Here is a 21,283-nt window from a genome sequence, read left to right as displayed (position 1 = left end):
CCTGTAGCGCTCTTTTCGATTGAAAGAATGAAGAGGCTAACGTTATAGGGACAAGCGAATAAGTGCACATGGTGGATGCCTTGGCGATTACAGGCGATGAAGGACGTAGTAGCTTGCGATAAGCTGCGGGGAGTGAGCAAACACACTTTGATCCGCAGATTTCCGAATGGGGCAACCCACCCTTTTAGGGTATTGCATACTGAATACATAGGTATGCAAGGCGAACGCGGCGAACTGAAACATCTAAGTAGCTGCAGGAAAAGAAATCAACCGAGATTCCCAAAGTAGCGGCGAGCGAAATGGGAAGAGCCTGTACGTGATAGTCGGACCGATAACAGAATCCTCTGGAAATAGGAGCCATAGTGGGTGATAGCCCCGTATGTGAAATCGGACCGGTGATACTAAGCGTACGACAAGTAGGGCGGGACACGTGACATCCTGTCTGAATATGGGGGGACCATCCTCCAAGGCTAAATACTCGTAATCGACCGATAGTGAACCAGTACCGTGAGGGAAAGGCGAAAAGAACCCCGGAAGGGGAGTGAAATAGATCCTGAAACCGTGTGCATACAAACAGTAGGAGCGGACTTGTTCCGTGACTGCGTACCTTTTGTATAATGGGTCAGCGACTTACATTCAGTGGCAAGGTTAACCATATAGGGAAGCCGTAGAGAAATCGAGTCCGAATAGGGCGATCAGTCGCTGGGTGTAGACCCGAAACCAAGTGATCTACTCATGGCCAGGATGAAGGTGCGGTAACACGCCCTGGAGGTCCGAACCCACTAATGTTGAAAAATTAGGGGATGAGCTGTGGGTAGGGGTGAAAGGCTAAACAAACTTGGAAATAGCTGGTTCTCTCCGAAAACTATTTAGGTAGTGCCTCAAGTATCACCATCGGGGGTAGAGCACTGTTATGGCTAGGGGGTCATTGCGACTTACCAAACCATTGCAAACTCCGAATACCGATGAGTGCGAGCTTGGGAGACAGACGTCGGGTGCTAACGTCCGGCGTCAAGAGGGAAACAACCCAGACCGCCAGCTAAGGTCCCAAAGATTGGCTAAGTGGAAAACGAAGTGGGAAGGCTAAAACAGTCAGGATGTTGGCTTAGAAGCAGCCATCATTTAAAGAAAGCGTAATAGCTCACTGATCGAGTCGTCCTGCGCGGAAGATGTAACGGGGCTAAGCCAGTCACCGAAGCTGCGGATATCTAGCAATAGATATGGTAGGAGAGCGTTCTGTAAGCCTGCGAAGGTGTCTTGTAAAGGATGCTGGAGGTATCAGAAGTGCGAATGCTGACATGAGTAGCGATAATGGGGGTGAAAAGCCTCCACGCCGTAAGCCCAAGGTTTCCTGTTCAACGTTCATCGGAGCAGGGTGAGTCGGCCCCTAAGGCGAGGCAGAGATGCGTAGCTGATGGGAAGCAGGTTAATATTCCTGCACCGTCGTATGATGCGATGGGGGGACGGATCGCGGAAGGTTGTCCAACTGTTGGAATAGTTGGTTTTTGGCTCATAGAAGGCACTTAGGCAAATCCGGGTGCGCAATTCAAGGGGTTGAGACGAGTGAATTTATTCACGAAGCAATCGGAAGTGGTTCCAAGAAAAGCCTCTAAGCTTCAGTCATACGAGACCGTACCGCAAACCGACACAGGTGGGCGAGATGAGTATTCTAAGGCGCTTGAGAGAACTCGGGAGAAGGAACTCGGCAAATTGGTACCGTAACTTCGGGAAAAGGTACGCCCCGGTAGCTTGATTGGTTTACTCCATGAGGGTGAAAGGGTTGCAATAAACTGGTGGCTGCGACTGTTTAATAAAAACACAGCACTCTGCAAACACGAAAGTGGACGTATAGGGTGTGACGCCTGCCCGGTGCTGGAAGATTAAATGATGGGGTGCAAGCTCTTGATTGAAGTCCCAGTAAACGGCGGCCGTAACTATAACGGTCCTAAGGTAGCGAAATTCCTTGTCGGGTAAGTTCCGACCTGCACGAATGGCGTAACGATGGCCACACTGTCTCCTCCCGAGACTCAGCGAAGTTGAAATGTTTGTGATGATGCAATCTACCCGCGGCTAGACGGAAAGACCCCATGAACCTTTACTGTAGCTTTGCATTGGACTTTGAACCAATCTGTGTAGGATAGGTGGGAGGCTTTGAAGCGGGGACGCTAGTTCTCGTGGAGCCAACCTTGAAATACCACCCTGGTTTGTTTGAGGTTCTAACCTTGGTCCGTTATCCGGATCGGGGACAGTGCATGGTAGGCAGTTTGACTGGGGCGGTCTCCTCCTAAAGTGTAACGGAGGAGTTCGAAGGTACGCTAGATACGGTCGGACATCGTGTTGATAGTGCAATGGCATAAGCGTGCTTAACTGCGAGACTGACAAGTCGAGCAGGTACGAAAGTAGGACATAGTGATCCGGTGGTTCTGTATGGAAGGGCCATCGCTCAACGGATAAAAGGTACTCTGGGGATAACAGGCTGATTCCTCCCAAGAGTTCATATCGACGGGGGAGTTTGGCACCTCGATGTCGGCTCATCACATCCTGGGGCTGTAGCCGGTCCCAAGGGTATGGCTGTTCGCCATTTAAAGTGGTACGTGAGCTGGGTTTAAAACGTCGTGAGACAGTTTGGTCCCTATCTGCCGTGGGCGTTGGAAATTTGAAGGGGGGCTGCTCCTAGTACGAGAGGACCGGAGTGGACGAACCTCTGGTGTACCGGTTGTCACGCCAGTGGCATTGCCGGGTAGCTAAGTTCGGAAGAGATAACCGCTGAAAGCATCTAAGCGGGAAACTTGCCTTGAGATGAGATTTCCCAGAGCCTTGAGCTCTTTGAAGGGTCGTTCGAGACCAGGACGTTGATAGGCTGGGTGTGGAAGTGCAGTAATGCATTAAGCTAACCAGTACTAATTGCCCGTACGGCTTGTCCCTATAACCTTAGCAGGTACAGAGGATAAGACGGTACAACGTTGCGTGTGTGTTGATACTACTATTCATTACCAATCTTTGCTTCTTCCAGATTCAGGCTTTGTCGTCCTACAGGAGACAAATGCCAGTACAAGTTATGCCTGATGACCATAGCAAGTTGGTCCCACCCCTTCCCATCCCGAACAGGACCGTGAAACAACTTTGCGCCGATGATAGTGCTGCAACCAGTGTGAAAGTAGGTTATCGTCAGGCTTGTTATTCGAAAAAACCCCTTCCGGTGATCCGGTTGGGGTTTTTTTACGTCTGGTGGTTTTGTCTGGCGCTGTCGGATTACACGCGCGGTGACACAAATACGTGTTGCAGCTGTTCCAAATTGATACATGGGCGGCCGGATGTGGGGCATAAGTGCATGGCATGGCATTTGCTCTTCTTGGGTATTGACTAAAAAACCAAGGAGACCAGCATGACCTATTCCATTCGTACCCTGCTCGGCGTTGCCGCCGCCGGCGCCGTTGCCCTCACTTCCCTGCTGACCTTGCCGCATGCCTATGCGCACGGCAATGTCACGCCGCAAGGCGTCGACACCACCGGCTTGCCCAAGGTGGGCGACAAGTGGCTCGAACAAAACCCGTATCGTGGCAACAAGCTGGCCTTGACTGTAGGCACGTCGGCTTACAACCAGAATTGCGCCCGCTGCCATGGCATCGAAGCCATTTCGGGCGGCATTGCGCCGGATTTGCGCCAGCTGGACCGCGATTGTTTTGGTATCAAGAATGAGACAAAGAAACAGGCTTGCTACAAGGAGACGGACAATTACTACCTGACCACCATCCGCCACGGTAAAGTGCGCAATGGCGCCGTGTACATGCCGCCGTTCGAAGGCGTATTTAATCAGGAAGCCATGTGGGCCATCAAGACCTATCTGGAAACCCGTAGAGAATCGAACTGATCACGAAGGAGTCCCATGCGTTCATTTCAATTCCGGGGCGCGCGCGCGATGATCTCGCTCGCTTGCCTGGCGCTGTGCGCAGCCGCGCCGGCGCGCGCCGACTGGCAGAAAGTGCAGCAGTCGGGCAGCCTGAAAGTGGCTGTGTACAACGAGTTCGCGCCGTTTTCCGACAAGGGGGCGGGCATCGATATCGACATCGCCGAAGCGCTGGCGAAAAAGTTGGGCTTGAAACTGAGCTTGCTGCCATTTCCCGCCGGCGAAAACCTGAACGATGACTTGCGCAATATGGTGTGGAAGGGGCATTACCTTGGTTATGGCCCCGCCGATGTGATGTTGCATGTGCCGGTCGACAAGAAGTTGATGGCGGATAACGACAAGGTCGAGATCTTCGCGCCGTATTACGTGGAAACCGTGCGCCTGGCGCGCAGTGCGCAAGCGGTGCCGCAATTCGATGGCGTCGCTTCGCTGGCTGGCAAGCGCATCGGCGTGGAAAAGGTATCGATCGCCGCCATGCTGATGCTGGGCGAAGATAATGGCAAGTACCGCGACGATGTGCGCATCTTCGATACGGCCGCCGAAGCCTTGCAACAATTGCAGGCGGGCAAGCTCGACGCCGTGTTAGCGAACCGTTCGGAAATCGAATCGGTGCTGAAAAGCGATCCCGCTTTCCCCTTGAGCGAAGTGGCGTTCGCCCGCTTGCCGCGCGCGGGCTGGGCCGTGGGCCTGGCCGTCAGCAAGCAACAACTCGACGTGGCCAAGTTGCTGCAAGCAGCCATGAATGAGATGGCTGCCAGCGGTGAATTGAAAACCATCTTTGAAAAGTATGGCGTGAAGGAGGCGCGGCCGTAACAGGCCATGCTGTATGTGAAGCCCGCACATCGGAAGATGTACGGGCTTTTTGTTTTAGAAACTGTACTGGGCGCTAACCCCCAGCAGCCAGTTACGTCCCGGCGCCGCTTCATAGTAGCGTTTGTTGCTGTCGCCGACGATGACGGAGCCCACGTAGGTTTTGTCGAAAAGATTGTTCAGGCGGGCAAATTCCTTGAAGCGCCAATTCCCCACGTTTTGTTTGGCGTTGAAGCGCGCATTGAACACCGTATAGCCGGGCGCCGGTTTTTCGATGTTGCTGTCTTCCGCGTAGACCTGGTTGCTGGCCACGCTTTCCAGCGCCGCGCCAAAACGGTCGAGCGTGTCTTTCCAGGCCAGTTCCGCGAACAGATTGGCGCTGGGCACGCCCGGCAAGCGGCTGCCTTCGCGCACGCTGCCAAACGCCTGGTCATACACGGCGTGCAGGCTGGTCAGTGCCACTTTTGTCGTGAAGCCATATGGCAAGTTCGAGTCCAGCGACACTTCCATACCCTGACGCAAGGTTTTACCCGCATTGCGATAGCTGGTGCGCCCGCCGCTGGACTTGTCGACCACCAATTCGTCGTTGGTCTTGATCTGGAACACGGCCGCGTTTACGTGCGTGTTGTTGGCGATTCTGGCCTTGATCCCCGCTTCCAGGTTGGTGCTGGTGGCCGGTTTCAGTTGGTAATTGAAACCGCCACCGGTGCCCGAGTAAAACAGCTCATTCAAGGTGGGCGCTTCGAAGCCGCGCGCGGCGCTGGCGTAGACGTTGACGTTCGGCGTCAGTTTATACAGCAGACCCAGCACCGGTGTCGTGTGGCTGAACTCCAGGCTGCCGCTGTCGTTGCCATTGCCGAGGAAATGGTCGTCGACCGCCACTTTCATCTTGCTGTAGCGCAAACCTGCGCTGAGCAGCCATGGGCCGCTTTGCCATTCCGCCTGGATATAGGGATCGAGGCTGGAGACGACATTTTGCTCGTCGCGGCGCAGCTTGCCTTTTACGCCAAACGTGTTGCCGATGTAATTTTCATAACCCGTGCGGTCGTCGCTGGAGCGGCCGTAATCGATGCCGATGGTGGTGCTCAGCTTGCCGCCTGCCAGCTGGTTCACGTGCAGCCAGTTGGTGTCGATGCCGTAGAACTGACGCTGGAAGTCGACCACGCCGCCTGAATGTGTGAGTACTCCATTAATAGTTTGATTTTGTAGGAACTTGGAGAAGGCCTGATATTGGATCACGTCGCGGTTGCCGCCATACACCATTACATGCAGGCGGTCGTCGCCGAACGACTGTTCATAGGTGGCGCCGATTTGCTGGTGGTCGATACTCTTGCGCGTGTTGTAGCGCTCGGCCAGGGTGCGCTTCGGGTTCTGCGTGTCGCTCGCATCGGTTTCTCCGGCGCGCGGGTCGCGGGCAAACGTGGCCCAGGTGGCGCCCAGCGGATCTTGTGTGTTGCCCTGATGCAGGCTGTTGGCGACGATGGTCAGCTTGCTGTCCGCCGTCGGCTTGACGGTGATCTTGCCGAACGCCTGTTCGCGCGTGGCGGCGCTGTGGTCGCGGAAACCATCGGTGCGGAAGCGCGAGCCGTCGAGCACGTAGCCGATGCCGCCGGCCTGGCCTTGCGCCGTCAAGTCCACCTTGTTGGTGCCGTAGCTGCCGCCCGTCACATTCAATTCGACGGACGGGGGATTTTGTCCATCCTTGGAAAACAGCTGGATCACGCCGCCCGAATGGTTGCCGTAGATGGCAGAAAACGGTCCACGCAGTACTTCGATGCGCTCGGCCGTATCGAGGTTGAAGGTGGCGGCCTGGCCCTGGCCGTCCGGCATGCTGGCGGGAATGCCATCGCTGATCAGTTTGACGCCGCGCACGCCAAAGGCGGAGCGGGCGCCGAAGCCGCGCGACGAGATCTGCAAGTCTTGCGCGTAGTTCTGGCGGTTTTGCACAACCAGCCCTGGCACGGCGGCCAGCGCTTCCGACGCGTTGACGCGGATTTGGCCATCCTGGATGCGGGCGCTGTCGACGACGTCGATCGAGGCCGGCACTTCCTGGCTGGGGTGGGCGATGCGGCTGCCGCTGACGACCACCGTATCCATCAGTTGCCCGTTGGCCAGGTCAGCTGCCTCGGCGGCAAAGACGTGGGGGGCGAGGGTGGCGCTGCCGGCGACAAACAGGCTGGCGATGGTGTTCAGGCGGAAACGATGCTGCATGCGGATTCTCCAATGTGATTAAAAGCCTGCTTTGGTCGCGTGCGCGGCGCAGGTCTGCATAGTTGTATCAAGCAATATGCCTGCCATGTCTCCATTGGTGGGCTGAAATTATACGCGTGTCAGTGGCACGGCGTTTGCATACAGCAATGTTCAGATGCGCCGATGCCGCGCGCTTTTCCTGTGTTTTGCCATCGAAAGGTGATTATGCCCAACTTCTTCCCGCGCTTGCGCCAGGTGTGCTGGCTGCTGCCTGCGCTCGCCAGCAGCGCCCTCCAGGCCGCTCCATTTGCTTATGTTCCCAATGAAAAATCGGGCACCTTGAGCGTGATCGATACGGCGACCGATCAGGTCGTGCGCCAGATCGCCGCGGGCAAGCGTCCGCGCGGCATTGCCGCCGACCCCAGCGGACGGCAATTGTTTGTCACGGACGCGGCCAGCAGCGCCTTGCTGCTGATCGATAACGCTGGCGGCGCGCCCGTGCGCACGGTGGCGCTGGGCAAGTCGCCGGAAGGTGTCAGCGCTTCGCAAGATGGTAGTCATGTGGCCGTGGCCGTCGAGGAAAACAATAGCGTGGCCTTGCTCGACGGGCATACAGGCAGCTTGCTTGCCGATATCAAGGTGCACGGACGTAACCCGGAACATGCCGTTTTCAGCCCCGATGGGCGCTGGCTGCTGGTCAGCGCGGAAGAGGCCGAGCAAGTCGACGTCATTGATGTGGCACAACGCCGCCAGGTCGCGTCCATTGCCGTGGGCTTGCGTCCGCGCGGCATCGGCTTCAGTCCGGACTCGGACCGTGCCTACGTGGCGTGCGAACTGGTCAATGCCGTCTACGTCATCGACATGGCCGCGCGCAAGGCCATCGCCACCATTCCTGCGGGCAAGAATGCCAACGGCATCGTGGTCCACCCCAGCGGCAAGCAGGTGTATGTCTCGAACGGTATCGATGGCACGGTGATGGTGATCGACACGGCCAGCAACAAGGTGACGGCCACTATTCCCGTCGGCAAACGCCCGTGGAATATGGCCATCACGCCCGATGGCGCCAAGCTGTACGTGGCCAATGGCCGCTCGAACAGCGTTTCCGTCATCGACACGGCCAGCGCGCAGAAGGTGGCCGATATTGCCGTGGGCGAATTGCCATGGGGCGTGGTGATTCGCTAGTGGCACAGGCGCAGGTGTTCCAGTCTGGTACACCTGTTCCATTGTGCAGCGGCTCAAGCCCGGGCATGCGTTGAAAAGCGCGCCGGTATTGATGCCGCGCCCTTGCAACAAGGGTAAAACCGGCTAAGTTTGTAGTGGGATGGCGAGCTGGCACGGCATTTGCGGAAGACCCCGTGTACTCACCCCATCTGTACCAGGACGTTTGATTTTAATTAAAGCAATTCCATTCTAATTAACCCGATAGAGGACGACATGAATCTCGCAGACATCAGCAAACTGGGCGTAGCCAATCCTTTCAAACAACGCTATGACAATTACATCGGCGGCAAATTCGTTGCCCCAGTAAAAGGTGAATACTTTCCTAACATCACACCGATCACCGGCTTGCCATTTTGCGAAATCGCCCGCTCCACGGCGGAAGACGTCGAACTGGCGCTGGACGCCGCGCATGCCGCCAAGGATGCCTGGGGCAAGACCTCGCCTGCGGAGCGCGCCAATATCCTGAACCGCATCGCCGACCGCATCGAGCAGAACCTGAGCCTGATCGCCACGGCGGAAACCATTGACAACGGCAAGCCGATCCGCGAAACGATGAATGCCGACATTCCGCTGGCCATCGACCATTTCCGTTATTTTGCCGGCTGCATCCGCGCGCAGGAAGGTTCTGTCGCGCAAATCGATGCGGAAACCTATGCCTACCACTACCACGAGCCGCTCGGTGTCGTGGGTCAGATCATTCCGTGGAATTTCCCGATTCTGATGGCCGTGTGGAAACTGGCACCAGCTTTGGCCGCCGGCAATTGCGTGGTACTTAAGCCGGCCGAGCAGACGCCAGCGTCCATCATGGTGTTGATCGAGCTGATCGGCGACCTGCTGCCGCCGGGCGTGTTGAACATCATCAACGGTTTCGGCCTGGAAGCGGGCAAGCCGCTGGCGTCGAGCAAGCGCATCGCCAAGATCGCCTTTACGGGCGAAACGGGCACGGGTCGTTTGATCATGGGTTACGCCGCGCAAAACCTGATTCCCGTCACCCTGGAGCTGGGCGGCAAGTCGCCGAACATCTTCTTTGAAGACGTGATGGATGCGGACGACGAGTATTTCGACAAGTGCCTGGAAGGCTTCACCATGTTCGCGCTGAACCAGGGCGAAGTATGCACCTGCCCATCGCGCGTGCTGATCCAGGAATCGATCTACGAGAAATTCATCGAACGCGCCCTGAAGCGCGTGGCGGCCATCAAGCAGGGCAACCCGCTTGACTCGTCCACCATGATCGGTGCGCAGGCGTCGCAGGAGCAGCTGGAAAAAATCCTGTCCTACCTCGACATCGGCCGCCAGGAAGGCGCCGAAGTGCTGGCCGGCGGCGAGCGCAACACGCAGGCGGGCGACCTGGAAGGCGGCTACTACGTGCGTCCGACCGTGTTCAAGGGCAATAACAAGATGCGTATCTTCCAGGAAGAAATCTTCGGGCCCGTCGTGTCCGTCACGACCTTCAAGGATGAGGCCGAAGCGCTGGCGATCGCCAACGACACCTTGTACGGCCTGGGCGCCGGCCTGTGGACGCGTGACGGTTCGCGCGCCTTCCGCATGGGACGCGCCATCCAGGCGGGCCGCGTGTGGACCAATTGCTATCACCTGTATCCGGCCCACGCCGCGTTCGGCGGTTACAAGCAATCGGGTATCGGCCGCGAAAACCACAAGATGATGCTCGATCACTACCAGCAAACGAAGAACTTGCTGGTGAGCTATAGCCCGAAAGCGCTGGGCTTCTTCTAAACCGGTACACGCGCCGCGCCTGTCAATCCAGGCGCGGCGCGCAGAAAGGGATGCCATGAGTGCAGCAATTGCCCGGGTGGTCGCCACCGATGCGGCGCTGGAAATGATGGACAAGTTGCGCCAGCGTCACGGCCCGCTGATGTTTTTCCAGTCGGGCGGTTGCTGCGACGGCAGCGCGCCCATGTGCTATGCGCTGGGCGAGTTCGATGTCAGCGATACCGATATCTATCTCGGCAATTTGAATGGCACACCGTTTTACATGGGACTCGAGCAATTCGAGTACTGGGAGCATACCCAGTTGATTATCGATGTGGTCGATGGCAATGGCGGCATGTTTTCACTCGACAACGGTACGGGCAAGCGCTTCCTGACGCGCTCGCGCCTGTTCACCGATGAAGAGTACGCGCTGTTGCATGCCCAGCCGCATGAGCACGACAGAAAAAGTACCTGAGAGTTACACACACATACTAATAAAACAGAGGGAGATGATTGTGCAGAAAAAAATCATGGGGATCGTCGTCGGTTTGGGATTGGCATCCTTGGCCTCATTGGCCCAGGCGGCCGACGTGGGCAATGTCACGAATGCCATGCTCGACAGCACGGCGAAGAATCCGGCCAGCGTGCTGTCGTTTGGCATGGGCACGCAGGGCCAGCGTTATTCGCCGTTGACGCAAATCAATGACAAGACCGTGGCCAAGCTGGTGCCGGCCTGGTCGTTCTCGTTTGGTGGCGAAAAACAGCGGGGCCAGGAATCGCAGCCGCTTATTCACAACGGCAAGATGTTCGTTACTGCATCGTATTCGCGCATCTTTGCCGTCGACTTGAAAACGGGCGCCAAGCTGTGGAAGTATGAGCATCGCTTGCCGGACGGCATCATGCCATGCTGCGACGTGGTCAACCGCGGCGCCGCCCTGTACGGCAACCTTGTGATTTTTGGCACGCTCGACGCCTATCTGGTGGCGCTGGACCAGAACACGGGCAAGATCGTCTGGAAGGAAAAAGTCGATGATTATGCGGCTGGCTACTCGATGACGGCCGCGCCGCTGATCGCCGAAGGCTTGCTGCTGACGGGTGTGTCGGGTGGGGAATTTGGCATCGTTGGCAGGGTCGAAGCGCGCAACCCGATGACGGGCGACCTCGTGTGGAGCCGGCCGACGGTAGAGGGCCATATGGGCCACCGCTATGACAAGGATGGCAAAGCGATCGATAACGGCATTTCGGGAACGGTGAACAAGACCTGGCCGGGCGACCTGTGGAAAACGGGCGGCGCCTCGACGTGGATGGGCGGCACCTACGATCCGCAAACCAAGCTTGCGTATTTCGGCACGGGTAATCCGGCGCCGTGGAACAGCCACTTGCGTCCCGGCGACAACCTGTACTCGTCCTCCACCGTGGCGCTGGACGTGAAAACGGGGCAGATCAAGTGGGCGTATCAAAACACTCCGAACGATGCCTGGGATTTCGACGGCGCCAACGAATTCGTCACCTTCGATATGGATGGCAAGCGCTACGGCGGCAAGGCCGACCGCAACGGTTTCTTTTATGTGATCGACGCCAGCACTGGCAAGCTGCAGAACGCCTTTCCGTTTGTGAAGAAAATCACCTGGGCCAGCAGCATCGACCTGAAGACGGGCCGGCCGAACTACATCGCCGCCGGTCGTCCTGGCGACCCGACCAAGGGAGAGGAAGGCAAGAAGGGCACGACCGTGTTTGCCGCGCCCGCTTTCCTCGGCGCCAAAAACCAGATGCCGATGGCGTACTCGCCGCAAACCAAGCTGTTCTATGTGCCGGCGAACGAATGGGGCATGGACATCTGGAACGAGCCGATCAGCTACAAGAAGGGCGGCGCTTTCCTCGGTGCCGGTTTCACCATCAAGCCCTTGTTTGACGACTACATCGGCGCCATGCGCGCCGTCGATCCGAAGACGGGCAAGATCGTGTGGGAAATCAAGAACAACGCGCCGCTGTGGGGCGGCGTGATGAGCACGGCCGGCAACCTGGTGTTCTACGGCACGCCGGAAGGTTTCCTGAAAGCCGTCGATGCGAAGACGGGCAAGGAGCTGTGGAAATTCCAGACGGGCTCCGGCGTCGTGGCGCCGCCCGTCACCTGGCAGGATGGCGACACGCAATATGTAGCCGTCGTTTCCGGCTGGGGTGGCGCGGTGCCGTTGTGGGGCGGCGAAGTGGCGAAGAAAGTCAACTTCCTGGAGCAGGGCGGTTCCGTGTGGGTTTTCAAGCTGGCATCGAAGTAACGGGGTGAAGCATCCGGGCCACTCGGATGGGTGTCTCCCTGTCCGCCGGGTGTTTTCTTTTTGCTGACGGCCCAGGCCGTCAGTTTTTTGTTTACTTGTATGCCCGATACGCCTGCTTGCGGTCAAAAAATGAACACTGTCAGTGGCGATTGATCCGCTGCTGCACACCTTAAATACGCTTTTTTTCTTTCTCCCTCTGGGCCGTGCTGGGCACGCTTATTGCCAAAGCTTGAGGTACATCAATCACTGGTGTGCACACTAAAAACAGAGAAGAAAGAGGAGAAGCAATGAACACATGGATCAAGCTGGGGAGCCTGGGTGTCATGACAATCGCAACGGTGGGACAGGCGCAAGCCGTCGATATCAAGGCTGGCGACTGGACCGTATCGGTAGGCGGCATCGTCAACGCCTATTACACGCAAGTGTCGTGTTCGGGTGATGCGGTGGGCGGGCTGGCGCTGGGCGGCCAGGCGCTCGGTTGCGGCGGAGAGAAGGACCGCACCACCATCGGCAACGGCTTGCTGCCGAATGGCTTGATCACTTCGGCAAGCTCGCGCCTGGGCGAGTACGACGTGAAAGCCTTGATCGGCATCTACAACTCGACGGCCACGGATAGCGCCATCAGCCAGAACAGCGTGGTCGACGTGCGCCAGGCCTTCTTTACGTTTGGCAATGAACACATGGGCACCTTCAAGCTGGGCCGCGACTACGGCATCTTCGGCGCAAATGCGATTTTGTCCGACATGACCTTGCTGGGCTCAGGCGCACCGGTGCAGGCGACGCAGCGCGGTCGTGTCACCTTGGGCCATATCGGCGCCGGCTACACGTATCTGGGCAACTATGGCCAGATCATGTACAGCTCGCCGAAGTCGGGCGGCGTTGGCGTCGACGTGGCGCTGGTCAGCCCCGTCTCCGATACGCCCATCGTGGCAGGCTCGACCTATTCCTCGAAGTCGAGTCCGCAAGTGCAGGCGCAGCTGACGTATGCGCAGGAAGGCTTGAAGGCGTGGCTGGGCGTGAAGTCGCAAAAATTCACCTCGAAGACGCCAGGTGTAGATGATCTGACCATGCGCGGCGTGGAAGTGGGCGGCTCGTACCAGATGGGGCCGGCTGGCGTGCTGGTCAACTTCCAGGGCGGCAAAGGATTGGGGATTCTTTCCGATGCGGACCAGGGCGATACCAAGTCGAAGAACTGGCTGCTGCAAGGCACGTATAAAACGACGGACAAGCTGAAGCTGGGCTTGTCTTACGGCATCAGCAAGAACGACGACAACACGACCGGCACGGGCGGCTTGAAGTCGAACGCCAACCTGACTCTGGGCGCGTATTACTCGCTCAACAGCGCGATCACCCTGGTGGGCGAGCTGGGCCAGACGCGCTCGAAAGGCTTTACGGGCGGCGAGGCAAAGATGAATGGCGTGTCCTTGGGCGGCATTATTTTCTTCTAACCAATAAATGCGGCGCCTTGCGACAGGGCGCCGCACGGAGCACCATGCATGCGGATAATGCGCTTGTTCATAGCCTGCTGGCTATTCCTGTTTATCCTGGGACAGGCTTGGGCCGGTGTGCTGACCAAAGCCGATCTGGCGCGGCGCTTTCCTGCGCCCATCGTCGTCGGCGACAAGGAGACCGATTTGCCCGTCTGGCCCTTGTTCCGCCAAAACGCCACGGCCACGGAACTTGCCGGCTACGTTTTCGAATCGGTGGACCTGTCGCCGATTCCCGGCTTTTCCGGCGTTCCCGTCAATCTGCTGATCGCCATCGATCCGAAAGGCAGCTTTCTCGACGTCGCCGTGCTGTCGCAGCACGAGCCCGTATTTCTCGATGGCCTAGGTGAAGCGCCCCTGTTTCAGTTCGTCAAACAGTACCAGGGCTTGTCGCTGAAACAGAATATCGCCATCGATGCAAGAACCAAACGCGCGCCGGATGCGACCCATGCCGATATCGACGGCGTGTCGAAGGCCACGGCCTCCGTGCGCATCATCAATCAAAGCGTGCTGGCCTCGGCATTGAAAGTGTCGCGAAAAAAACTAGGGTTTGCGCAAGGCCGCGACCCGGACCAGATCGCCCGTATCCGCATGGAAGTGTTCGAAAAACGCAGCGTGACGCAGATGCTCGCACAGGGCTTGATCCAGCATGTGCGTTTGAGCAACAAGGAGGTAGAGACTTTGTTTGCCGGCAGTCCCGGAGCCGGACTCGAACCGGAAGCCACGCGCGAGCCGGACGGCGTGTTCATCGATCTGTACCTGGCGTATGTATCCGTGCCCACAGTGGGGCGCAATCTGTTGACGGAGCGCAGCTGGAACAAATTGCGCAACCGGCTCGACGAGGGCGACCACGCCATCCTTGTCATGTCGCGCGGGCGCTACAGCGTGCTGGGCGACGATTTCGTGCGCGGCACCGTGCCGGACCGCTTGTTACTGAAGCAAGATGGATTGCCCATCGACATGCGCGACCTGGACCTGGAATTGAACCTGTCCGGTACGGCTACGTTACCAACGGAAAATGTCGCCGTGTTTCGGATCATCAGCCAGGCGGGGCTCGATGCGGCCAGTCCGCTGGCGTTCACGCTACCGATCACGCGCAGCAAGGGCATCGTGTATCCGGAACGCATCGCGCGCAACGTGGATTTCAACTACCGTTTGCCGGCCGAGTTCTATACGGCGCCGCAAGGCGACGATGCCACGTGGCGCGGCACATGGAAGAACCGCAAGGCCGAGTTGCTGCTCTTGCTCGCCGGGCTGGCGCTGCTGGCCGGCGCATTGACATGGCAGAAACGCCTGGTGCGCGACGGGCGGCAATTTGCCTGGTTCCGCCGTCTGTTCCTGTTGTTTACCATCGGCTTCATCGGCTATTACGCGCAGGGGCAGTTATCGATTGTCAATATCACGGGTGTCATCCAGGCGCTGCTGGCGGGGCGCAGCCTGAGCTTTTTTCTGTTCGATCCGATGACGGTGATCCTGTGGGCGTTCGTGCTGCTCAGTCTGTTTATCTGGGGGCGCGGCACGTTTTGCGGCTGGCTGTGTCCGTTTGGCGCGCTGCAGGAATTCACGGGCAAGCTGGGCCAGTGGCTGCGCTTGCCGCAGTGGAAGATCAAGCCGCGTCTCGATGGCCGCTTGAAATGGATCAAGTATGGCTTGCTGGCGGCCATACTTGGCAGCAGCCTGTTTTCCAGCCAGATCACGGACAAGCTGGTCGAGCTGGAGCCGTTCAAGACGGCCATTACCCTGAACTTCGTGCGCGCCTGGCCGTTCGTCGCGTATGCCGTGGGCTTGCTGCTGCTCAGCAGTGTTTCCTACAAATTCTTTTGCCGCTACCTGTGCCCGTTTGGCGCGGCGCTGGCGCTGCTGGGGCGGTTTCGCGTGTTCAACTGGATTCCGCGTCGCAAGGAGTGCGGCACACCGTGCCAGACGTGTCGCCACCGCTGCGAACATCACGCCATCGCGCCGAGCGGGAAAGTCGATTACGGCGAATGTTTCCAGTGTATGGATTGCGTGGTGATTTACGCCAGCGATGAAAAATGCGCACCCTTGATGCTGGAAATCAAGCGTGCCCGCACCATCCCGATTGTCCGGGCCACGGCAGAGGAGAGCAGCAATGCAGCGTAGAACCTTTATTTCCGCGGCCATCGGCAGCGTGGCCGGTATGGCGGGCTTGTCTTTGCCTGGCAGCATGGCACGCGGTACGGCCACGGCGTCCGGCGTGCGGCCTTATCAAGGCGCCGCGCTGGCGTTTGGCACGACGATCGCCGTCACCGTGTTGCACCACGATCAGCGCCAGGCGGAGCTGGCGATTGAAGACGCCTTGCATGCGGCCAGGACTATCGACCGCTTGATGAGTATTTACAGTCCGAGCAGCCAGGTCTTTCAGCTAAACCGCGATGGCCGCCTGGCCCGGCCGGACGCCCATTTGCTGGCCGTGCTGGCGCAGGCACAAGCCTTGTCGCAATGGAGCAATGGGGCGTTTGATATCACGGTGCAACCCTTATGGCAGCTGTTTCGCGCGGCGGCAGACCAGACCGGCTTGCCTGCGCAAGCATTGCGGCGCGAAGCGCAGGCGCGGGTAGGCTGGCGGCAACTGGCGTGGGATAGCCGGGAAGTGCGTTTTCTTCGACCAGGCATGGCGCTGACCTTGAATGGCCTGGCACAAGGTTATGCGGCGGACATGGCGCTGGCGGCTGTGCAGGCGCGCGGCATACGGCACGCCTTGCTGGACACGGGCGAATTCGTTGCGCGCGGGCAGCGTTCCGTGCGCCGTCCCTGGACCCTGGGTATCCAGGACCCGCGTGACGCAGAAATACTCGCGGCCACCTTGAAAGTGGAAGGGCGCAGCGTGGCCACGTCGGGCGATTACGAATGCACGTTTACGCCCGACTTCGTGCATCACCACATCTTCGATCCATCGAAGGGCGATTCGCCGCGCGAACTGGCCAGCGTGACCGTGCTGGCACCCACGGGCTTGCTGGCCGATGGCTTGTCGACGACCTTCATGGTGACGGGCGCGGCGCGCGCGCATGCGATGGCCGCGCAAATGGAAGGCGTTGACCTGATGACCATCGACAAGCAGGGCCGGCGCGAGATGTCGCCCGGCTTTTCCCTTCTAATGTAGGCTATTTCAGATGCGGCACCTTGCGATAGATCGTGTTGCGGGATACGCCCAGGGCCCGCGCCGTGGCCGAGACGTTGCCACCGTGGGCATCGAGCGATTTGAGAATGACGCTTTGCTCCATTTCTTCCAGGTTGGCGCCGGCCGCGATCATGCGGTCCGTGCTGGCGCTGGCGGCAGTCGCTTGCGTCATCTCAATATCGTCGAGGAAATCATCGGGCATGTGGCGCAGACAGATTTCATGTTCGTCACCCGCCATGACGATGGCCGTGCGCAAGAGATTGGTCAACTGGCGGAAATTGCCCGGCCATTTATGCTGGTGGAACATGCGCAGAGTATCCGGCGCCACCGTGTAGCGCGTGTCGGGTGCTTCCGTGGCGAGGATTTTTTTCACGACCGTGTCCAGGTCCGTGCGCTCGCGCAGCGGCGGCAGTTTTACCACCAGGCCATTCAGGCGGTAATACAAATCTTCGCGGAACAGTCCTTTGGCCATGCGTTCGCGCAAGTTGTGATTCGTGGCACAAATGAGTTCCACATTGACGGTGATCGATTTGCTGCTGCCCAGCGGCGTAACCATGCGTTCCTGCAACACGCGCAACAGCCGTGCCTGCAAGCCAAACGGCATGTCGCCGATTTCATCGAGGAACAGGGTGCCGCCATTGGCTTGCAGGATCTTGCCGATGGCGCCTTTCTTGCGCGCACCCGTAAACGCCCCGTCCTCATAGCCGAACAGTTCGGACTCGATCAGGGTTTCCGGAATCGAGGCGCAATTGACGGCAATGAACGGCCCCATGGCCCGTGGCGAATCGTTGTGGATGGCTTGCGCCAGCAATTCCTTGCCGGTGCCCGTTTCGCCCATGACGAGGATGGGGATGTCGCGCCCCAATACCTTGTTGACCTTTTCGATCACCAGTTCCAGTTGCGGGTCGCCTGTGCGCAGATAGCGCAGGCCGGACAGGCGGCGCGCCGCGTTGGCCGCATGGCTGGCCGGCGCGGGAACCTGGGCCGATGCGGCATTGATATCGCTCTGATCGGTGCTGGCAGTAAAGCCGTGCTGGAAGACGCTATTGGACAGGCGCAACTGCGCTCGCCCATACACGCGCACGCCGCTGTGCATGCACAGGTTCAGCAAACCGGGCGAGGCCGTGCGGTAATGGTCGTACAGGGCGGATACGGGCAAGCCGAACAGGGAACTGAATGTGTGCGATTGCAGCGCGGCAAATGACAGGCCCAGCTGAAACAGGCCATTCTTGTTGGCCGATAAAAACCGTCCACCCGGCGTGAACGAGGCGATGCCTTCCATCAAGGTGCCGATGAATTCGGGGCGCGCGTGGAAGTGCACGGTGATGGCGTCTTCGAAGGTGGCGGAAAACAGCTGGTTCTCGATCATCAGCGCCGACATGCGCACGAGGGCCATCGTATGCTTGTGGAAACTGCGCTGGTCGCTCGAGACGTCCAGCACGCCGATGACATTGCCCCGGTGGTCGGTGATCGGTGCTGCGGAGCAGGTCAGGAAATGATTGGCGGCCAGATAATGCTGGTCCGCATGGACCAGGGTCGGAACTTTTTCCGTGATGGCCGTGCCGATGGCATTCGTGCCGCGGCTTTGTTCCGACCATGCCACGCCCGGCTGCAGGGCCACGCGATTGGCTTTCTCCAAGAAATCATCATCGCCCAGCGAATGCACGATGACGCCGTTGGCATCCGTCAAGATCACCATATTGTGGGTGTTGACGATTTGCTGGTACAGAGTTTCCATGGCGGGCAGCGCATGCGCGTGCAGCAAGCGGTTTTGCTCGATCAGCAAGGACAGGTCGGATTTGCCGGCCGGCGTAAAGTCGGGCGTGGCCGTGGGTGACAGGCCAAAGGCGACGGAGCGCTGATGGGAAGTTTCAATGATGACGGGGACGTTGTCCTGTCCTGCAGGCAAAATGTTCGCGTCCGCGATGGACGAAAACGGTGTGCTACGGTAAGTAGCTGACGGTTGATACATGATCTCGTTGCCTCCGTTGGGCCCTGTACTGGGCGCTCTTTTGAATATCGAGAGTGTTCCATAATGTAGCACCTGTCACAGATGGGAGCAAAGCAAAGCGAACCGGGCTATCCCCAGTGTTGCTGCCAGGCCCAGAGTTGCTCCTTTCAGTGGACAGTGCATAGGGCTGTATAAGCAAGTGTGGTGCCAGGGCCGTTTCGCAGGACGGAAAAATAGCGCTTGCGGGGCACGCGGAGCAGGGCTATAATTCGCCCCCTCGCTGAACGACGCATGCAAATGCCGAGTGAGACGAGAGAAAAGAAGGAGTTGACGGATTTAGCGAAATGCTTCATACTCTTCCTTCTTCGCAGCTGACAAACACAACGCTTTGTCGATAGCGCGAGAGTGGTAAATAAGCAGCACCGAATACAGTTCTTTAACAATTAACAGTCGATAAGTGTGGGCATTTGATGTAAGTGCAGCAGCGATTTTCGGATCGCTGTAAAACTTAAAATATCAAATGTTCACAAGAAATAATGAAATAGGATACTTCTTCGGAAGTAGCCTGTCAGTTTTTTGAGTGAGCGACCCGTCGCAAGACGGTGCCAATAAAATGGCAAAGTAACAGAGATTAAACTGAAGAGTTTGATCCTGGCTCAGATTGAACGCTGGCGGCATGCCTTACACATGCAAGTCGAACGGCAGCACGGAGCTTGCTCTGGTGGCGAGTGGCGAACGGGTGAGTAATATATCGGAACGTACCCTAGAGTGGGGGATAACGTAGCGAAAGTTACGCTAATACCGCATACGATCTAAGGATGAAAGTGGGGGATCGCAAGACCTCATGCTCGTGGAGCGGCCGATATCTGATTAGCTAGTTGGTAGGGTAAAAGCCTACCAAGGCATCGATCAGTAGCTGGTCTGAGAGGACGACCAGCCACACTGGAACTGAGACACGGTCCAGACTCCTACGGGAGGCAGCAGTGGGGAATTTTGGACAATGGGCGAAAGCCTGATCCAGCAATGCCGCGTGAGTGAAGAAGGCCTTCGGGTTGTAAAGCTCTTTTGTCAGGGAAGAAACGGTGAGAGCTAATATCTCTTGCTAATGACGGTACCTGAAGAATAAGCACCGGCTAACTACGTGCCAGCAGCCGCGGTAATACGTAGGGTGCAAGCGTTAATCGGAATTACTGGGCGTAAAGCGTGCGCAGGCGGTTTTGTAAGTCTGATGTGAAATCCCCGGGCTCAACCTGGGAATTGCATTGGAGACTGCAAGGCTAGAATCTGGCAGAGGGGGGTAGAATTCCACGTGTAGCAGTGAAATGCGTAGATATGTGGAGGAACACCGATGGCGAAGGCAGCCCCTGGGTCAAGATTGACGCTCATGCACGAAAGCGTGGGGAGCAAACAGGATTAGATACCCTGGTAGTCCACGCCCTAAACGATGTCTACTAGTTGTCGGGTCTTAATTGACTTGGTAACGCAGCTAACGCGTGAAGTAGACCGCCTGGGGAGTACGGTCGCAAGATTAAAACTCAAAGGAATTGACGGGGACCCGCACAAGCGGTGGATGATGTGGATTAATTCGATGCAACGCGAAAAACCTTACCTACCCTTGACATGGCTGGAATCCTCGAGAGATTGAGGAGTGCTCGAAAGAGAACCAGTACACAGGTGCTGCATGGCTGTCGTCAGCTCGTGTCGTGAGATGTTGGGTTAAGTCCCGCAACGAGCGCAACCCTTGTCATTAGTTGCTACGAAAGGGCACTCTAATGAGACTGCCGGTGACAAACCGGAGGAAGGTGGGGATGACGTCAAGTCCTCATGGCCCTTATGGGTAGGGCTTCACACGTCATACAATGGTACATACAGAGCGCCGCCAACCCGCGAGGGGGAGCTAATCGCAGAAAGTGTATCGTAGTCCGGATTGTAGTCTGCAACTCGACTGCATGAAGTTGGAATCGCTAGTAATCGCGGATCAGCATGTCGCGGTGAATACGTTCCCGGGTCTTGTACACACCGCCCGTCACACCATGGGAGCGGGTTTTACCAGAAGTAGGTAGCTTAACCGCAAGGAGGGCGCTTACCACGGTAGGATTCGTGACTGGGGTGAAGTCGTAACAAGGTAGCCGTATCGGAAGGTGCGGCTGGATCACCTCCTTTCTAGAGTTTGCACGAATCAGAAATGATTCACGCATCAAATGTTCACACTTATCGGCTGTTTAATTAAGAAGAAACAGTAGTCGTAGTAGTTCCGCGTTGGGGCTGTAGCTCAGCTGGTTAGAGCACCGTGTTGATAACGCGGGGGTCGTTGGTTCGAGTCCAACCAGCCCTACCAGCAGAAACAGACCCGGGGGTAAGGTGGACGCTAGTCCAGCCAGACCTACCAGTAATGTAATACCCACAGGGGGATTAGCTCAGCTGGGAGAGCACCTGCTTTGCAAGCAGGGGGTCGTCGGTTCGATCCCGTCATCCTCCACCAAAGTTTTACTCGAAAGTACAAATGTAAGCCTCTGGGTTTAGATTTGATCTTTTAGCGATCAAAGCTGTTTCGTTCTTTAACAATCTGGAAGAAGTAAAGATTATTTATTG

At 57.6% G+C, this 21,283-nt stretch carries 11 protein-coding genes, 2 tRNA genes and 3 rRNA genes; 14 read left to right on the top strand and 2 right to left on the bottom strand.

Going from position 1 to position 21,283, the window contains the following annotated elements:
- Positions 1-48: 48 nt before the first annotated feature.
- The 4 genes from ACPJXG_RS23645 (at position 49) to ACPJXG_RS23630 (ending at position 4,720) form a co-directional block, all read left to right on the top strand.
- Positions 49-2,925, top strand: a 23S ribosomal RNA gene (locus ACPJXG_RS23645).
- 136 nt (positions 2,926-3,061) lie between these two features.
- Positions 3,062-3,174 (top strand): 5S ribosomal RNA (gene rrf, locus ACPJXG_RS23640).
- A gap of 211 nt (positions 3,175-3,385) precedes the next feature.
- Positions 3,386-3,871 carry a cytochrome c-550 PedF gene (gene pedF, locus ACPJXG_RS23635; RefSeq protein WP_035824926.1) on the top strand — a complete coding sequence of 162 codons (486 nt, stop codon included), beginning with the start codon at positions 3,386-3,388 and terminating at the stop codon, positions 3,869-3,871.
- Between the two features lie 15 nt (positions 3,872-3,886).
- Positions 3,887-4,720 (top strand): substrate-binding periplasmic protein, encoded by an 834-nt coding sequence (locus ACPJXG_RS23630; RefSeq protein ID WP_425252512.1) that lies wholly within the window; start codon positions 3,887-3,889, stop codon positions 4,718-4,720.
- 54 nt (positions 4,721-4,774) lie between these two features.
- On the opposite strand, the gene ACPJXG_RS23625 is transcribed toward ACPJXG_RS23630, so the two are convergent.
- Positions 4,775-6,928, bottom strand: a complete 2,154-nt coding sequence (locus ACPJXG_RS23625; RefSeq protein ID WP_425252511.1) for a TonB-dependent receptor family protein — start codon at positions 6,926-6,928, stop codon at positions 4,775-4,777.
- A gap of 204 nt (positions 6,929-7,132) precedes the next feature.
- On the opposite strand from ACPJXG_RS23625, the gene ACPJXG_RS23620 reads away from it, so the two are divergent.
- The 7 genes from ACPJXG_RS23620 to ACPJXG_RS23590 all read left to right on the top strand — a co-directional run bounded on the left by ACPJXG_RS23620 (position 7,133) and on the right by ACPJXG_RS23590 (position 16,722).
- Positions 7,133-8,089 (top strand): beta-propeller fold lactonase family protein, encoded by a 957-nt coding sequence (locus ACPJXG_RS23620; protein ID WP_425252510.1) that lies wholly within the window; start codon positions 7,133-7,135, stop codon positions 8,087-8,089.
- Between the two features lie 252 nt (positions 8,090-8,341).
- Entirely contained in the window at positions 8,342-9,862 is a 1,521-nt protein-coding gene (gene adh / locus ACPJXG_RS23615; RefSeq protein ID WP_425252509.1) for an aldehyde dehydrogenase, read from the top strand.
- A 55-nt stretch (positions 9,863-9,917) separates the two neighbouring features.
- Positions 9,918-10,313 (top strand): DUF779 domain-containing protein, encoded by a 396-nt coding sequence (locus ACPJXG_RS23610; protein ID WP_425252508.1) that lies wholly within the window; start codon positions 9,918-9,920, stop codon positions 10,311-10,313.
- A 55-nt stretch (positions 10,314-10,368) separates the two neighbouring features.
- Positions 10,369-12,114: a PQQ-dependent methanol/ethanol family dehydrogenase gene (locus ACPJXG_RS23605; protein ID WP_425254785.1), complete on the top strand. Its 1,746-nt coding sequence runs from the start codon at positions 10,369-10,371 to the stop codon at positions 12,112-12,114.
- Positions 12,115-12,401: 287 nt separating this feature from the next.
- The gene (locus tag ACPJXG_RS23600) at positions 12,402-13,562 is read left to right on the top strand and encodes a porin (RefSeq protein WP_425252507.1); all 1,161 of its coding nucleotides are present in this window, start codon (positions 12,402-12,404) and stop codon (positions 13,560-13,562) included.
- 57 nt (positions 13,563-13,619) lie between these two features.
- A complete protein-coding gene (locus ACPJXG_RS23595) occupies positions 13,620-15,722 on the top strand; it encodes a 4Fe-4S binding protein (RefSeq protein ID WP_425252506.1) in 2,103 nt (700 codons plus the stop codon).
- Complete coding sequence (locus tag ACPJXG_RS23590; protein WP_425252505.1) at positions 15,712-16,722, top strand: FAD:protein FMN transferase; 1,011 nt, start codon at positions 15,712-15,714, stop codon at positions 16,720-16,722. The genes ACPJXG_RS23595 and ACPJXG_RS23590 overlap by 11 nt, the downstream gene beginning before the upstream one ends.
- Position 16,723: 1 nt before the next feature.
- On the opposite strand, the gene ACPJXG_RS23585 is transcribed toward ACPJXG_RS23590, so the two are convergent.
- On the bottom strand, positions 16,724-18,712 hold the full coding sequence (locus ACPJXG_RS23585; protein WP_425252504.1) for a sigma-54-dependent Fis family transcriptional regulator: 1,989 nt from the start codon (positions 18,710-18,712) through the stop codon (positions 16,724-16,726).
- A 612-nt stretch (positions 18,713-19,324) separates the two neighbouring features.
- Here ACPJXG_RS23585 and ACPJXG_RS23580 point away from each other — a divergent pair.
- The 3 genes from ACPJXG_RS23580 (at position 19,325) to ACPJXG_RS23570 (ending at position 21,173) form a co-directional block, all read left to right on the top strand.
- Positions 19,325-20,854, top strand: a 16S ribosomal RNA gene (locus ACPJXG_RS23580).
- Positions 20,855-20,952: 98 nt separating this feature from the next.
- Positions 20,953-21,029, top strand: a tRNA-Ile gene (locus ACPJXG_RS23575).
- 68 nt (positions 21,030-21,097) lie between these two features.
- Positions 21,098-21,173: transfer RNA gene (locus ACPJXG_RS23570), tRNA-Ala, on the top strand.
- The last annotated feature ends 110 nt before the right edge of the window (positions 21,174-21,283 follow it).

The organism is Janthinobacterium sp. NFX145 (assembly GCF_049810325.1).
In the GTDB taxonomy this organism is placed as follows: Bacteria; Pseudomonadota; Gammaproteobacteria; order Burkholderiales; family Burkholderiaceae_D; genus Janthinobacterium; species Janthinobacterium rivuli.
The sequence above is the reverse complement of the archived record's forward strand: the minus strand, read 5'-3'. Positions and strand labels throughout refer to the sequence as shown.

Bases quoted from the DNA above. Each gene is read 5' to 3' on its own strand.
- pedF (WP_035824926.1), top strand. From the start codon at position 3,386: ATGACCTATTCCATTCGTACCCTGCTCGGCGTTGCCGCCGCCGGCGCC.
- ACPJXG_RS23630 (WP_425252512.1), top strand. From the start codon at position 3,887: ATGCGTTCATTTCAATTCCGGGGCGCGCGCGCGATGATCTCGCTCGCT.
- ACPJXG_RS23625 (WP_425252511.1), bottom strand. From the start codon at position 6,928: ATGCAGCATCGTTTCCGCCTGAACACCATCGCCAGCCTGTTTGTCGCC.
- ACPJXG_RS23620 (WP_425252510.1), top strand. From the start codon at position 7,133: ATGCCCAACTTCTTCCCGCGCTTGCGCCAGGTGTGCTGGCTGCTGCCT.
- adh (WP_425252509.1), top strand. From the start codon at position 8,342: ATGAATCTCGCAGACATCAGCAAACTGGGCGTAGCCAATCCTTTCAAA.
- ACPJXG_RS23610 (WP_425252508.1), top strand. From the start codon at position 9,918: ATGAGTGCAGCAATTGCCCGGGTGGTCGCCACCGATGCGGCGCTGGAA.
- ACPJXG_RS23605 (WP_425254785.1), top strand. From the start codon at position 10,369: ATGGGGATCGTCGTCGGTTTGGGATTGGCATCCTTGGCCTCATTGGCC.
- ACPJXG_RS23600 (WP_425252507.1), top strand. From the start codon at position 12,402: ATGAACACATGGATCAAGCTGGGGAGCCTGGGTGTCATGACAATCGCA.
- ACPJXG_RS23595 (WP_425252506.1), top strand. From the start codon at position 13,620: ATGCGCTTGTTCATAGCCTGCTGGCTATTCCTGTTTATCCTGGGACAG.
- ACPJXG_RS23590 (WP_425252505.1), top strand. From the start codon at position 15,712: ATGCAGCGTAGAACCTTTATTTCCGCGGCCATCGGCAGCGTGGCCGGT.
- ACPJXG_RS23585 (WP_425252504.1), bottom strand. From the start codon at position 18,712: ATGTATCAACCGTCAGCTACTTACCGTAGCACACCGTTTTCGTCCATC.